Below are 13692 nucleotides of genomic sequence, written 5' to 3'. Positions count from 1 at the left end.
GCAAACTCGCGCCCATCCTGGGGGAGTAGTCTCCGGCGAGCGCCCTGCTCGCCCGGCATGCGTCAACATACTTGGTCCGCAGACCATGGTGCATGCGACCCGCGCGACCTGCCTGCAGCTCGCGCTCGGTTTGACAAGACCCATGACACGTACACCTGACCCGGGGCGGGCAGGCGGTGCGTGTCATGGTGATTTTTGTCGACCCGCCCCCGCAAGGAAGTTCGTTTGGAATCGTTCTATATCCCCACCTTGATCGTTGCGCTCGCCGAAATTGGCGACAAGACACAGCTGCTCGCACTGTTGCTGGCCGCCCGCTATCGGCGCCCGCAGCCGATCATCTGGGGCATCGTTATCGCCACGCTGGCCAACCATGCCGCTGCAGGGGCCATCGGCAACTGGGTTTCGTCGTTGGTCTCACCGGCTATCCTCAGCTGGATCCTGGCCGCATCCTTTGCAGCCGTGGCGTTGTGGACGCTGGTGCCGGACAAACTGGAGGAGGACGAAGCCGCGCGCGGTCGCCGCTTCGGCCCCTTCGTCGCCACGCTGATCGCCTTCTTTCTGGCGGAGATGGGCGACAAGACTCAGGTGGCGACCGTCATGCTCGCCGCGCAGTATCCCGATTTCATTCTGGTGATCATAGGCACCACGCTGGGCATGCTTATCGCCAACGTGCCGGTAGTGCTGGCCGGCAATTTCGCAGCAGACCGCATGCCACTCACGCTGATTCGCCGAGTCGCAGCTATCGGTTTTGCTGCTTTGGCACTTTATGCCGTCTATCAGGCCTTGAGTTTGAGCAGCTCGCTTCCAGTCTGATACGCAGCGCAAATTGACGCGCCGCCGGTGCTGGTAGAGTGCGAACTTACCGCGTTCTGGCGGCACTTGAGGGGAGCAGGCGGCATGTCACCGGAGGAACGAAAACGGCGCGTTCGGCAGCATATCGATCTGAGCTGGTGCAAGGGTCGCCTGGCGCTGGCCGAACAGCTACAGAGCCGTTACTTCAGCTACAAAAGCTCATTCATCACGCAACCCGTCAACAGCGGCGCCTTCGGCCTGATCGTGCGAGAAATTCGCAAAGCGATGCCAGACCTCGACGTGGTGGTGGATGAATGCCTCAGCGAAGGCAATCGCGTGGTGACCTCCAGCACCCTGTTTGGCACCCTGGAGAAAACCGTGTTCGGACATGCGCCGAGCGGCAAGATCCTCACGGTCGCCGCGATGTCCATCTGGACGCTCAACCCAGGTGGCGACATTGAGGAAATCAACACATTGTTCGACCTTGAAAGCGCCCGCACACAGCTGGGCATGGATAGCCCGATCCCGGTAACGCTGCCACCGATCTGAACCCGGCGGCAGCTGCCGGTATCAGCGGCGCTGCTGGTACAGCGGCATCACCTTCGGAATGTTTTCCTGCAGCGCTTCCGTGCGGCTCCCCGATGACGGGTGCGTGCTGAGGAATTCCGGTGGCGCCGAACCACCGGCGGCGGCCATTTTTTTCCATAGACTGACCGCCGCGTTCGGGTTGTAACCCGCGCGCGCTGCCAACTCCAACCCGATCAGATCAGCCTCGTTTTCGTTACTGCGGCTGTTGGGCAACGTCATCAGGTACTCGACGCCCATGTTCGCCAGCTGCAGGCTGCCAGTGCCTACGCCAAAGGCAGAGCCGATCTGCGTCGCCATCTGCACACCATAAGCCTTGGACATCGCCTCGCGGCCATGCTCGCGCAACGCATGGGCAATTTCATGGCCCATTACCGCGGCGATTTCATCGTCGGTCAGGTTCAACCTCTCGATAAGCCCGGTGTAGAAAATGATCTTGCCGCCAGGGCCACAGTTGGCATTCAGCTCCGGGCTGTCGATGACATTGACCGCCCAATCCCACTGCGCCGCATCTGGCCGAAATGCCGGCACCTCGGCGATCAGCCGCTGGGCGATGGTATTGACGCGCTTGGTAATCGGGCTGCTTTTCTCAAGCATGCCCTTTTGCGACGCCTCGCTCAGCGTTTGCTGATAGGACTGCGCGTACATCTGATTGACCTGTTCGGTCGACAGCATGCTGAACATGTACTGCTTGCGGTCGACTCCGACAGCGCCGCCACTGGTGGTATTGACCGCCTGACAACCGGCGAGCGCCGAGGCCGCCAAAAAAAGCATTAAAGAATGCGGCTTGAGCATGTCGCGTCTCCCTTGGGTTCTGCGCCGTATGCTAGAGCGAGCCCGCTTGCCCGGCAACCGGCTGCAACATGTCGCCAATGCAACGCCGTTTGACAGATGGCTTCCCGTCTTCCTCTGCAAGACAGGCGTCGACCCGGTACGGCCGCCGCACGTTCACACTTTCGATAGCCACCGCCAACGGCTAGTTCACTGGCGTCAAGCATTCCGGCGCATCCAGCTTTGGGTCGTTGACGAAAGTTGCCAAGGGGCGCTCGCGCAGCGCCGGCTGCGGCGTGGTCAGCAGCGCCTGCAGCGCTTCGGGCGGGGTCTGCGGATCGAGCCACGCGGTCATTCCGGCCTGATCCAGCATCAATGGTCGCCGCTGGTTTGCTGCCGGCAAGGTCACTACGGCTGCGCTGAGGTAGGTATGGCCCGGCACTGGATAGGCTTCCCAGATAGCCGCGAAATAGATCAGCGAGTCCTCCCCGGTCATCCAATAGGGCCGTTTGCGCGCGGTGCCGCGCCATTCATAGAAGCCGTTGGCTGGCAGCACGCCCCGGCGCAAGCGGAAGGCGTCGCGAAACATCGGCTGCTCGGTCAACGTTTCCGCCCTCGCCTGCGCCGGAGTCCGGGTCAGGTCGGTGAGCCAGGCTGGGGTCAGCCCCCAGCGCACGCTGCTGAGTTGCAGCTCGCTGTCCGTCTGGCGAAGCAGCAGCACGGAAGCGCCGGGCGCCAAACTCCAATGCGGTTGCTGATCAGCAGGGAAACCGGGGAGCGCGGCGAAGGCAGGGCTCCAGCGAAACAGGGCATAGCGGCCACACATGGAGGGAACTCGTTGGGAGGCGGATCGAAAGCAGCGGCCTATTGGCGCGGGCGGCAGGCGCTCATCGGCCCGAATCAGCAGATGAGCTCGCCTGGATAGCTTTCCGGCTCGTCGCCGGGCAGCGGTTCGGCGCCATTGTACTCAGCGATCAGCTGTCGTGCGCGCTCGACCTGGTCATCGGCGACCATCAGCCCGAGCAGACCGGCCGCCGGTAGCTCGCCGACCGCGCCGATCAAATGCCGTCCAGTCAGAAACACCTCAAGGCCCTCGGCGGTCAGCATGCCGCATAACATTTCAGCTTCGAGCAAGTCACGAGGTTCATATACGCGCTGCATCTAGTCATCCTCCCGCAACACGTCGAGCTGCCAGTCGATACCATCAGTTCGCAGATCGAACACGATCGGCCTGCAGCAGACTGGACAATCCTCAATATAGCGCTGATCACCGCCACTCAGATCAAGCAGTGCCTCAACCCCTTCGCCGCAATAGGGGCATTGATAATCCTGTGATTCCAGCATCAGCGTCTCCTGCGTGACTTGCCGCTATAATCGCCGTCCTTAGTCTGTTGGTGTCGTCCCGGCGCGTTGCCACCGCAGGGACAAGCCTGATGGTGCAACCGCGTGACTCGCATTGCGAATGACGGCTCGCTATTGCCCTGCGCTTACCCGCTTGTGCGGTGCGCCGCGTTGAAACGTCAACAGACCTAACTTCGACCCCGAAACGTTTGGGGTTATTCAGTTTCCCCTTACAGAGAACATGATGGACGAATTCGAAGCCATCCGACCCTATGCCGACGCTGAAGTCCCTGCCGTGATGGCGCGGTTGTTCGCCGACCGGGAGTTCCTCGACATTCTGGCGCACTTTCGCTTTCCACGGCTGGCCGGCCCGATGGGCTGGATGCTTAAGCCGCTTATAGCGCAACGCCTTAAACGTGAGTTCGCCAGCATTCATTCGATCGACACGCTGCAGGCACGGATCGAGATGTACCTCGACCGGACCATTGAGCGCGCCACCGATGGCATCACCTATTCAGGGCTGGAAAAATTGCAGCCCGGCTGTGCCTATCTGTTTCTGGCCAACCATCGCGACATCGTGATGGATCCGGCTTTTGTCAACTACGCGGTGTTCCAGGCAAAGATGCGCACGCCGCGCATCGCCATTGGCGACAACCTCTTGCAGCGGCCATTCGTCAGCGACCTGATGCGGCTGAACAAAAGTTTCATCGTACGCCGTTCGGTCACTGGCCGACGCGAGAAGCTCGCGGCTTACCAGGTGCTCTCCGCCTACATCAACCACTCGATTCGCAATGATGGCGAATCGATCTGGATCGCCCAGGCCGAGGGCCGCGCGAAGGACGGTGACGACCGCACCGACTCGGCGATCCTGAAAATGCTCCACATGAGCCGCAAGGACGAGCCTTTCGCTGAAGCCATGGCAGCGCTGCGGCCCACCCCGGTATCGATCAGCTACGAATATGACCCCTGCGACCAAGCCAAGGCTCGAGAGCTCTACATCCGGTCCAGCACCGGCACCTACACCAAGGCGCCGGGAGAAGACGACACCAGCATCGCACTCGGTATCACCGGTTATAAAGGCCGCGTTCACGTCAACTTCGGCACCCCTATCACCGACGTCCCGGATGATCCCAAGCAGCTCGCAAGCGCCATCGACCAGCAGATTCTCTGTGACTACCGTTTGTTTCCGGTTAATTATCTGGCGTACCGGATCTGGGACGGACGCGACCCAGGGCTGGCGATACCTGAGCTCACCGAACTGTTCAGCACGGAGGAAATCGCGCGTGCCGAGGCGGAATGGAGCAAGCGCCTGGCCGCCTGCCCGAGCGTGCAACAGCCTTACCTGATCCAGCAGTACGCCACACCGGTACGTAATCAGCACCGATTGAAGGCAGGCTTGAGCCTCTGAGGAAGCGATGCCCGGCAGGCAGCTAGATCAGCCGGGTGAGCGAGGAAAGCAGCCAGGCCAGCCCCAGGCTGCTGAAACCAAAGCCATAGAAGAACCGGTCGATTCGCTGGGTTGCCGCCGCGCCAATCAGCTCGACGACCGGCCCGCGGGTGCCGATCGGATGCGCTGATTGACTCGCAAGTTGCTGACGCCAGCGCGTCGCCAGCAGCAACCAGGCACCGCCGAGCGCGATCAGCAACGCCATCGAGTTGAGCACAGGGCCGAAGCTGGCCAGCCCCGATAAATCGATACTCAGTGACAACCGAACCTCCACGAAGACCGAGAAACACCGGCCTTTGAAATGCCAAAAATCGGCAACGGAGTCTACCGAAACGCGCCAGCGGATTCAGCCGTTTCCCGACCAAGCGGAACGTAACCAAGAGATGGCAATTTGCCGGGTATTTGCGCCATTTATGCAGATAGGTGCCGTCTCGATTGTTGACTTATAGTCCCTTCCAGCTTCACCCTCATCTTGCCTCGAACAACCGAAATAGAGCGTGCGCCTGGCTTGAGCAACCAGACGGGACTGCCGCGGAGTCGAGCAAACGGCAACTTGTGATCGCTGCGTCTGTGACGTGATTTTTACCGGGCCTGCGGCCCGCCACCTTTTTCGTGGAAGTCGCCACCTGCAAGTGCCGCGCTTACGGCATCGCTTGCAGGGAACCAGTTACCGAATCAACAGGACCGAACAATGAATAAAAACAAGTTAAAGACGGGGGCCCTCACACTCTCTTTGCTGGCAAGCGCTCTGCTGGCAAGCGGAGCCCAGGCAGCGGTGTCCGAGTCGGAAGCGGCTAAGCTGGGCGACAGCCTGACGCCCATCGGCGCCGAAAAGGCTGGTAACGCCGCCGGCACGATTCCCGCCTGGACAGGCGGCTTGCCGCAGGATGCCGCCAGCGTCAGCGCCGATGGCTTCGTCAGCGATCCGTATCCGAACGACAAGCCAAAATTCACCATCACCGCGCAGAATTTCGAGCAGTACAAGGACAACCTGAGCCCCGGCCAGATCGCCATGCTCAAGCGTTACCCTGAAACCTATCGTCTGCCGGTCTTCGAGACCCGCCGCAGTGCCGCCGTACCCCAGCGGATCTACGACGCGGCGAAAAAGAATGCGACCCACACCGAGTTGGTCCGCGGCGGCAACGGGCTGGCTAATTTCGACACTGCGGTCGCTTTCCCGCTCCCCCAGGATGGCCTGGAAGTGATTTGGAACCACATCACCCGCTACCGGGGTGGCTCAGCCCGTCGAATCGTTGCCCAGGCCACTCCACAGGTGAATGGCAGCTACAACCTGGTCAAGTTCGTCGATGAGGTGGTCTACACCGACACTCTGCGCGACTACAACGCCGAAAAACACGGCAACGTCCTGTTCTACTTCAAGCAGCAAGTCACCGAGCCGTCGCGACTGGCCGGTAACGTCCTCCTGGTCCACGAAACCCTGGACCAGGTGAAGGAGCCGCGCATGGCGTGGATCTACAACGCAGGCCAGCGCCGTGTGCGCCGGGCCCCGCAGGTAGCCTACGACGGCCCGGGTACCGCAGCCGATGGCCTGCGCACCTCCGACAACCTGGACATGTTCAACGGCGCACCGGATCGCTACGACTGGAAACTGGTGGGCAAGAAGGAGATGTACATTCCCTACAACTCCTACCGCCTGGATTCGCCGCAGCTGAAATATGACGACATCATCAAGGCGGGCCACATCAATCAGGACCTGACCCGCTACGAGCTGCACCGCGTCTGGGAAGTCGAGGCGACCTTGAAGAGCGGCGAGCGCCATATCTATGCCAAGCGCAACTTCTTCATCGACGAAGACACTTGGCAAGCTGCGGTCATCGACCACTATGACGGCCGTGACACACTGTGGCGCGTCGCCGAGGCGCACTCTCAGTACTTCTTCAACGTGCAAGTGCCGCTGTATTCGATGGAAACCCTGTACGACCTGGTGTCTGGTCGCTATCTGGTGATGGGTATGAAGAACGAGGAAAAGAACCCTTACGTCTACAACTACGAAGCCAGCTCCAATCAGTACACCCCGGCGGCCCTGCGCAACTCCGGCGTGCGCTGATTTAGCGCTTTAGGGCCATCCGCCCATGGAAACGCCCCGGCCTGACGGGGCGTTTTCGTTTGTGCAGGTGAAGACTGCGCTCGCCTCTGCCTATGTCCCAGCGACAACCAGGCGGTAACGCCTGATGACACTGCACGCACAACACTTCAAGCGCCCTCCAGAACCTATATCGCAAACAAAAAACCCGCATCGAGATGCGGGTTTCGTTCACAACCGTGGTCGGCTTACTGGGCCAGCACCTGACCGATGTTCTGGTCACGGAACGCGCGGCTCAGCGCATCGCTCAACACCTCACTCACCAGTTTGGTGTTGGTCTGCTCGTTCGGGGCCATACCGAAACGCTGATTCAGCGAGGCGCCATACCGTCCGGTGTAGCGACGACCGCCGTTCTGCACTTCGACGCGGAACGTTGCGCCGATCGTCGCCTCAGTGACATAGAGGCCTTCCTTCGGCGATTGATATTTGAGTTCGGCAAGCGTCAACGTCAGCTGTGGAGCATTGTAAGCATTGGGCGACGGCGTGAAGCCAAGCAGGCGAACCGCTGCTTCTGCCTGAGCCTGCAGCTTGGGTACCACCTTCGCCTTCGGCACGATCACCGCGCTGGTTTCCGGATACAGGCCACCGCGGGTGCCCAGCGTCGGAGACGGACGCCCGTCCACCACCCGCACCGATACCGGCTGCCCCTGGCCAACAGGGTTGATGGTGCCAGTGATTTTGGGAGTTGGATCGAGTTGCTGCGGGCTATGTGCGCAACCGGCCAGGGCCAGTACCGACACGGCGGCAAGACTGAACAACAGGCGTTTCAGCATGCTGTCTTTCTCCAGATCAAGAATGATGGCGCGCAGTATAACCAGCCCCGCAACACGCTGACAGCTGATGCGCTAAAGACCCGTCCGACAGCGGCAATGTTCCATTCACCTAACCGCAACAACACTGTGCGATAACGCGCCGAGACCTTTCAGGAAGCACATCCATGTCACTACTGACTGCCCTGCTCCGGCGCCCGGCACCGCGCCATTACGTCCTGCTCGATGATCAGCGGCGCTGTCGCATGCTGCTGACCTCCATCGCGCCGCCGCATGGTGATCGCTGGGTTGAGGTAGACGAAATCTGCCTCGGCATGATCGGCCAATCGTTGCCGCACACAGCCTATCCAACGCGCTGCGCTCCACGGACATGAAAAAGCCGCGCGGCTCATGCAAGCTGCGCGGCTTCGGATGCCCCGGTACGTCTGACCTAGTCGGCTAGCCCAAGACGCTTGTCGACCATGGTAGTTACGTCACGGTAAACCACCGGATCAGCTTCCAGCACTTTCTCGCGAGCCGGGAAGATCTCGTCAAGCTTGCGAGACCAGTCTTCGCTCTTGGCCTGTTCCGGGAAGCAACGCTCGATGAGATCGAGCATGATCGACACCGTCACCGAAGCACCCGGCGAAGCACCCAGCAACGCGGCAATGGAACCGTCCCGCGCCGATACCAGCTCGGTTCCGAATTGCAGGATGCCGCCTTTCTTCGGATCCCTCTTGATAATCTGTACGCGCTGACCAGCCACTTCCAGGCGCCAGTCTTCGGCCTTCGCCTCGGGATAGAAGCCACGCAGGGTTTCCAGGCGATCCTCCATGGACTGCCGGACTTCCTTGATCAGGTAGCGGGTCAGGTCCATGTTGTCACGCGCGACCGCCAGCATCGGCTTGATATTGCTCGGCCGGATCGACATCGGCAGATCAAGCGGCGAACCATGCTTGAGGAACTTGGTGGTGAAGCCGGCATAAGGCCCGAACAGGAGCGACTTCTTGCCATCCACGACGCGCGTGTCCAGATGAGGAACGGACATCGGCGGTGCGCCTACGGCAGCCAGGCTGTAAACCTTGGCCTGATGCTGCTTGACGATTTCCGGATTATCGCAGCGCAGCCACTGGCCGCTGACAGGGAAACCGCCGTAGCCCTTGCCTTCTTCGATATCCGACATCTGCAGCAGCGGCAAGGCTGCACCACCAGCGCCGAGGAAGACGAAGCCGGCGTCGAGCTCGCGACTGCTTCCGTCACGCGTGTTCTTGATCTCCACGCGCCAGCCTTTGCCATTGCGCTCCAGGCCTGTGACCTTCTGGAAATAAGACATCTTCACGCCCGGTTTGGCCTCGAGATACACCAGCATCTGTCGAGTCAGCTCACCGAAGTTGACGTCTGTACCGTTCAGGGCGCGGGTTGCGGCGATCGGCTCATCCACCGGGCGACCCGGCATCATCAACGGCATCCACTCTTCCATCGTGGCGCGGTCGTCGGTGTAGACCATGCCTTCGAACGCATGATGAGTCTTGAGCGCATCGAAGCGGCGCTTGAGATAGTCGATATTCTTGGCGCCGCGGACGAAGCTCAGGTGGGGCACGACGTTGAGGAAGTCACGGGGGCTGCCGAAGCCCTCGCGGCCCGTCAGGTACGCCCAGAACTGCTTGGAGACCTCGAACTGGGTATTGATGGTGACGGCTTTCTTGATGTCGATCGAACCGTCTTTGCTGTCCGGCGTGTAGTTCAACTCACACAGCCCGGCGTGGCCGGTGCCAGCATTGTTCCAGGGATTCGAGCTTTCCACGGCCCCGGATTCTTGCAGTTCGACAATCTCCAGCTTGATGTTGGGATCGAGTTCCTTGAGCAGTACCGCCAGAGTCGCACTCATGATGCCGGCTCCCACCAGCACCAAATCCACGGCTTCGCTATCGTGTTGCGTCATTAACGCGTTCTCCAGAATCACAGCATTAAACTGTCACGACCGCAGTACGCAATCGCGTAGAACCACCAGCCAGGCGGCTAGAAACGGAGGAAGTCTCTACACCGCTGCTCGGGCTTGTGCCCGAAGGCGAGCATCTCAGGATGCCTGCCCGCTGTCGGGAGAACGGCTTTTGGCCTCCTCCCTCTCGCTCCGATGTTCTCCCGGAGCAGGGCGACAGGCCGGGGCTCTACGGGACACATGCAGCGAGAAAATCGATTGTGGCTGTCGGTTGCGCAGCCTGTACAACAGTAATGCCTGCCTCGGAGGCCTTCCCCGGAGGTGAATGAATCAGCGCGCGCGGCCCTGATCAGTTCGATGTAGGGCTCCGCCTGGCGCTGGTCGGCGACCAGAGCAACGAAATCCTGCCCCTTGGCGTCCTTTGCGTTCAGATCGAATCCGGCTTCGACAAAGAACCCGAGAAAACGCTCGAAATCATCAACCCGCAAACCTCGATAGGCCTTGATCAGCTTGTGCAGCGACGGCGGTGTCTCGTCAGCCGGTTCCGGCTCGAGAAACAACTTGATCGATTCATTGCTGACTTCTTCGCCGATCACCTTCTTCTTGTCTTTGCGCATGGTCTCTCCGGTCCGACGGGCCTTACGGGGGCGGCAGTTTACTCCGCGAGGCGAGTGCACTCAACGCGCCAGATGCGCTTGCGACCAAGGTCGTACGCGAAAAACCATAATTTGGCAGCGATATTGAGCGTGGGCAAAGCTCCCGGCGAGGCCTGTGCTTATACTTGCGCTTTGCACACAAGGACCGGTCTGCATGAATCTTCCACCGCTATTCGCCGCCTGGCGTCAAACCCTGCGATCTGGGTACGGTGGCCGCGAGCTACGCGGTGACATCGCGGCAGGAATAACGGTCGGAATAATCGCCATTCCATTGGCGATGGCGCTGGCGATTGCGGTGGGGGTTGCACCACAACATGGCCTGTATACGGTGCTGATCGCCGCGCCGCTGATCGCCCTGACCGGGGGCTCCAGATTCAACGTATCCGGGCCCACGGCGGCATTCGTTGTGATTCTGCTACCGATCACGCAACAGTTCGGCGTCGGTGGCCTGCTCCTCTGCACGATGCTCGCCGGGCTGATCCTGATAGCACTCGGGCTGCTGCGCGCGGGCAAGCTGATCACCTTCGTGCCTTATCCAGTGACGCTGGGCTTCACAGCGGGGATCGGCATCGTCATCGCGACCCTGCAACTCAAGGATGTGCTCGGACTGACCCTCACCGAACAACCTCAACATTATGTGGAACAGCTGGCCCTGCTGGTTCGCGCGTTGCCCAGCGCCCAAACCGGCGACGCGCTTGTTGCCGCGCTCTGCCTGGCAACCTTGATCATCTGGCCGCGACTGGTGCCCCGCGTGCCCGGCCATCTTGTGGCGCTCATCGTCGGCGCCCTGGCCGGAACGGCACTGGAATCCTCAGGCCTCGCCGTGGCCACGCTCGGCGAACGCTTCAGCTATAGCGCAGACGGCGTGGCGCATCCAGGCATACCGCCGTTCCTACCGGACTTCGCCTGGCCCTGGCTGTTGTCAGGCCCCGATGGGCAACCGCTGACGCTGAGCTTCGAGCTGTTCCGTCAACTGCTCGCGCCGGCGTTCGCCATCGCCATGCTGGGGGCCATCGAGTCGCTGCTCTGCGCGGTGGTGGCCGATGGCATGACCGGCAGCAACCACGATCCGAATGCCGAACTTCTGGGACAAGGCATCGGCAACCTGATCGCTCCTCTGTTCGGCGGGATCACCGCCACCGCTGCTATCGCCCGCAGCGCCACCAACGTGCGCGCCGGCGCCTTCTCACCACTGGCGGCGATCATTCATGCCGGCGTCGTGCTGGTGGCTATCCTCTGGCTGGCGCCGCTGTTCAGTTATCTGCCGATGGCCGCCCTGGCGGCGCTTCTGCTCATGGTGGCCTGGAACATGAGCGAAGCGCCGCACGTACTCAAGACCCTGCGCATCGCACCTCGCAGCGATGTGCTGGTTCTGCTGACCTGCCTGACCCTGACAGTGTTGTTCGATATGGTCCTGGCGGTCGGGGTCGGCCTGTTGCTGGCGGCTGGGCTGTTCATCAAGCGCATGAGCGAGCTGACCGATACCACGAGCCTGCGCTCCGGCCAGAGCCAGCTGCTACAGGATCTACCCGAGCACGTCGCCGCCTACGCGATCCGCGGACCGCTGTTCTTTGGCGCTGCGGAGAAGGCGTTGAGCGTGCTGCGACGCTTCAATCCCGAGGTAAAGGTCGTCATTGTCGATATCAGTAATGTGCCGATGCTGGACATGACCGCGCTCGCGGCGCTGGAAAATGTTCTGTTGGATTATCGAAAGCAGGGTATCGCACTGATCCTTTGCGGCAGCAACGCACGGGTGAGGCTCAAGCTGCGTCGCGCCGGCATTCACCTGCTTGAAGGGCAGCTGCATTACGTGCGCGATCTTACCCAGGCGCGGGCAAAAGCCTTGCGCCTGCTGCCAGCAGGTGCGGTGAGCGCAGCCGCTGGCTGACACGACAGGCCGGTCGAAAGGCGGGGATAGCCCATGCTCCTTTCGGCCTGACCGCCTGGCAGAATTAGCCGGCGTGCTTCTGCAGGTTGGCCATCATTTCCTTCAACGCTTCCATATTGTCAGCCGGATGCGCGGCGTTTTCGAAATTGCAGATCTGCTGCCAGTTGGCCGCAACATCTTCGGCATCGAAGCCTGCCCTTGGGTCGAAACCGGCGCCTAGACTGCGCTCCCAGCGCACTTTGCCCATCCAGCCGCCGCCCACTTCGAACAGTCCGGATGTTTCCTGGCATTGCTCGCTTGCCAGATACACCACCAGCGGGCTTACCAGCTCAGGCTTGAGTTGTTCGAAAACCTGCGGAGGAATAAGGCCTTCGGTCATCCGCGTGCCGCCGGTAGGCGCGATGGCATTGACCAGGATGTTGTTCTTGCGGCCTTCCAGGGCCAGGGTGCGGGTCAGCCCGTAGAGGCCAAGCTTCGCCATGCCGTAGTTGGACTGACCGAAGTTGCCGTAGATGCCGGAGGTGGACGCGGTGAAGATCACCCGGCCATAACCCTGCTCGCGCATGTGCGGCCAGGCCGCGCGGGTAACCTTGTAGGCGCCTTCGACGTGAACCTTGTACACCAGGTCCCAGTCGGCATCGTCCATCTTGTGGAACGTTTTATCGCGCAAGATGCCGGCGTTGTTCACCACCACGTCGATGCGTCCGAAGGCATCGAGCGCATGCTGCACGATCTTCTCACCGTCGGTAACCGAGTCGTGGTTGGCCACCGCCGTGCCGCCGGCCTGGCGAATCTCTTCCACCACCCGATCGGCCGCCGAGCTGTTGGCGCCCTCGCCCTGAGCACTGCGCCGAGATCGTTGACGACAACCTTGGCGCCATGACGGGCGAATAGCAGCGCATGGGCGCGACCGAGTCCGCCACCAGCGCCAGTCACGATTACCACCTTGTCTTCGAAGCGGATGGCTTCACTCATTCGGCATTCCTCCAGCAAATTGTTATTGGATGACGTTGCAATGCCGGCGAGTGTCGACGAGGCCAACTCGGCTCACAATCAAACGCCCGCGAATGAATGCCCCGGCATAACGCTGCGGGATGATGGCGGGCCACGACCGAAGCAGGCCGTGACCGATGGAGAGCCTGCTCCTGAGCTGTCGCCGCAGAGGCAACGACTGGCTAGTTTTTGCCCAACCACCCGCAACCCAGGCGCACCGGGGCATTCCCGCTTGTTCCCCCACCTTATCCACAGAACACCCCACAGCTATCTTTGATAACTTCAAGCTGCTTTACCGAGCTTTCTCAGCCCTCGGTACTCCTGGTAAAGCTTCTGAATTCAAACGCTTACGGAGCAAGCTAGCGGTTTGATCAAGAATCGTACAATTGCCGCAATGCGACTGGCGGCGCGTCCTCGAGCAACCCAC

At 61.0% G+C, this 13692-nt stretch carries 13 protein-coding genes, 2 pseudogenes and 1 riboswitch; of the genes and pseudogenes, 6 read left to right on the top strand and 9 right to left on the bottom strand.

Features of this window, described 5'->3' with window-relative positions; translation table 11 throughout:
- Position 1 precedes the first annotated feature (1 nt).
- A riboswitch (yybP-ykoY riboswitch) is annotated at positions 2 to 213 on the top strand.
- A 12-nt stretch (positions 214 to 225) separates the two neighbouring features.
- Both DQ405_RS06975 and DQ405_RS06970 read left to right on the top strand, forming a co-directional pair.
- Entirely contained in the window at positions 226 to 813 is a 588-nt protein-coding gene (locus DQ405_RS06975) for a TMEM165/GDT1 family protein (RefSeq protein WP_168423510.1), read from the top strand.
- An 84-nt stretch (positions 814 to 897) separates the two neighbouring features.
- Positions 898 to 1341 carry an ester cyclase gene (locus DQ405_RS06970; RefSeq protein WP_168423509.1) on the top strand — a complete coding sequence of 148 codons (444 nt, stop codon included), beginning with the start codon at positions 898 to 900 and terminating at the stop codon, positions 1339 to 1341.
- A gap of 21 nt (positions 1342 to 1362) precedes the next feature.
- On the opposite strand, the gene DQ405_RS06965 is transcribed toward DQ405_RS06970, so the two are convergent.
- The 4 genes from DQ405_RS06965 to DQ405_RS06950 form a co-directional block, all read right to left on the bottom strand.
- Positions 1363 to 2172, bottom strand: a complete 810-nt coding sequence (locus DQ405_RS06965; protein WP_168423508.1) for a M48 family metallopeptidase — start codon at positions 2170 to 2172, stop codon at positions 1363 to 1365.
- Between the two features lie 181 nt (positions 2173 to 2353).
- The gene (locus DQ405_RS06960; protein ID WP_168423507.1) at positions 2354 to 2974 is read right to left on the bottom strand and encodes an SOS response-associated peptidase; all 621 of its coding nucleotides are present in this window, start codon (positions 2972 to 2974) and stop codon (positions 2354 to 2356) included.
- 74 nt (positions 2975 to 3048) lie between these two features.
- Complete coding sequence (locus tag DQ405_RS06955) at positions 3049 to 3309, bottom strand: putative signal transducing protein (RefSeq protein ID WP_168423506.1); 261 nt, start codon at positions 3307 to 3309, stop codon at positions 3049 to 3051.
- Positions 3310 to 3492 carry a CPXCG motif-containing cysteine-rich protein gene (locus DQ405_RS06950; RefSeq protein WP_168423505.1) on the bottom strand — a complete coding sequence of 61 codons (183 nt, stop codon included), beginning with the start codon at positions 3490 to 3492 and terminating at the stop codon, positions 3310 to 3312.
- Positions 3493 to 3733: 241 nt separating this feature from the next.
- On the opposite strand from DQ405_RS06950, the gene DQ405_RS06945 reads away from it, so the two are divergent.
- Positions 3734 to 4897, top strand: a complete 1164-nt coding sequence (locus DQ405_RS06945) for a 1-acyl-sn-glycerol-3-phosphate acyltransferase (protein WP_174824656.1) — start codon at positions 3734 to 3736, stop codon at positions 4895 to 4897.
- A 22-nt stretch (positions 4898 to 4919) separates the two neighbouring features.
- Here DQ405_RS06945 and DQ405_RS06940 read toward each other — a convergent pair whose 3' ends face one another.
- Positions 4920 to 5198 (bottom strand): hypothetical protein, encoded by a 279-nt coding sequence (locus tag DQ405_RS06940; RefSeq protein ID WP_241729854.1) that lies wholly within the window; start codon positions 5196 to 5198, stop codon positions 4920 to 4922.
- Positions 5199 to 5627: 429 nt separating this feature from the next.
- Here DQ405_RS06940 and DQ405_RS06935 point away from each other — a divergent pair, with 429 nt between their 5' ends.
- Positions 5628 to 7004: a DUF1329 domain-containing protein gene (locus tag DQ405_RS06935; RefSeq protein WP_168423503.1), complete on the top strand. Its 1377-nt coding sequence runs from the start codon at positions 5628 to 5630 to the stop codon at positions 7002 to 7004.
- A 224-nt stretch (positions 7005 to 7228) separates the two neighbouring features.
- On the opposite strand, the gene DQ405_RS06930 is transcribed toward DQ405_RS06935, so the two are convergent.
- On the bottom strand, positions 7229 to 7813 hold the full coding sequence (locus tag DQ405_RS06930; RefSeq protein ID WP_168423502.1) for a YajG family lipoprotein: 585 nt from the start codon (positions 7811 to 7813) through the stop codon (positions 7229 to 7231).
- Between the two features lie 164 nt (positions 7814 to 7977).
- Here DQ405_RS06930 and DQ405_RS06925 point away from each other — a divergent pair, with 164 nt between their 5' ends.
- A complete protein-coding gene (locus DQ405_RS06925) occupies positions 7978 to 8184 on the top strand; it encodes a hypothetical protein (protein WP_168423501.1) in 207 nt (68 codons plus the stop codon).
- 56 nt (positions 8185 to 8240) lie between these two features.
- On the opposite strand, the gene mqo is transcribed toward DQ405_RS06925, so the two are convergent.
- Both mqo and DQ405_RS06915 read right to left on the bottom strand, forming a co-directional pair.
- A complete protein-coding gene (gene mqo, locus DQ405_RS06920) occupies positions 8241 to 9746 on the bottom strand; it encodes a malate dehydrogenase (quinone) (protein ID WP_274597407.1) in 1506 nt (501 codons plus the stop codon).
- Between the two features lie 317 nt (positions 9747 to 10063).
- Positions 10064 to 10345 (bottom strand): annotated as a pseudogene (locus tag DQ405_RS06915) (PA4642 family protein); the annotation flags it as partial.
- A gap of 193 nt (positions 10346 to 10538) precedes the next feature.
- Between DQ405_RS06915 and dauA the strand changes: the two are divergent.
- Positions 10539 to 12272 (top strand): C4-dicarboxylic acid transporter DauA, encoded by a 1734-nt coding sequence (dauA, locus tag DQ405_RS06910; RefSeq protein ID WP_168423499.1) that lies wholly within the window; start codon positions 10539 to 10541, stop codon positions 12270 to 12272.
- Between the two features lie 64 nt (positions 12273 to 12336).
- Here the strand turns inward: dauA and DQ405_RS06905 are convergent.
- Positions 12337 to 13247 (bottom strand): annotated as a pseudogene (locus DQ405_RS06905) (SDR family oxidoreductase).
- Positions 13248 to 13692 lie beyond the last annotated feature (445 nt).

Source organism: Pseudomonas sp. SST3 (genome assembly GCF_003325755.1).
The sequence above is the reverse complement of the archived record's forward strand: the minus strand, read 5'-3'. Positions and strand labels throughout refer to the sequence as shown.

What these genes read in the sequence shown, in the direction of transcription:
- DQ405_RS06970 (WP_168423509.1), top strand. Translation starts at nt 898, where the DNA reads ATGTCACCGGAGGAACGAAAACGGCGCGTTCGGCAGCATATCGATCTG.
- DQ405_RS06965 (WP_168423508.1), bottom strand. Translation starts at nt 2,172, where the DNA reads ATGCTCAAGCCGCATTCTTTAATGCTTTTTTTGGCGGCCTCGGCGCTC.
- DQ405_RS06960 (WP_168423507.1), bottom strand. Translation starts at nt 2,974, where the DNA reads ATGTGTGGCCGCTATGCCCTGTTTCGCTGGAGCCCTGCCTTCGCCGCG.
- DQ405_RS06955 (WP_168423506.1), bottom strand. Translation starts at nt 3,309, where the DNA reads ATGCAGCGCGTATATGAACCTCGTGACTTGCTCGAAGCTGAAATGTTA.
- DQ405_RS06950 (WP_168423505.1), bottom strand. Translation starts at nt 3,492, where the DNA reads ATGCTGGAATCACAGGATTATCAATGCCCCTATTGCGGCGAAGGGGTT.
- DQ405_RS06945 (WP_174824656.1), top strand. Translation starts at nt 3,734, where the DNA reads ATGGACGAATTCGAAGCCATCCGACCCTATGCCGACGCTGAAGTCCCT.
- DQ405_RS06935 (WP_168423503.1), top strand. Translation starts at nt 5,628, where the DNA reads ATGAATAAAAACAAGTTAAAGACGGGGGCCCTCACACTCTCTTTGCTG.
- DQ405_RS06930 (WP_168423502.1), bottom strand. Translation starts at nt 7,813, where the DNA reads ATGCTGAAACGCCTGTTGTTCAGTCTTGCCGCCGTGTCGGTACTGGCC.
- DQ405_RS06925 (WP_168423501.1), top strand. Translation starts at nt 7,978, where the DNA reads ATGTCACTACTGACTGCCCTGCTCCGGCGCCCGGCACCGCGCCATTAC.
- dauA (WP_168423499.1), top strand. Translation starts at nt 10,539, where the DNA reads ATGAATCTTCCACCGCTATTCGCCGCCTGGCGTCAAACCCTGCGATCT.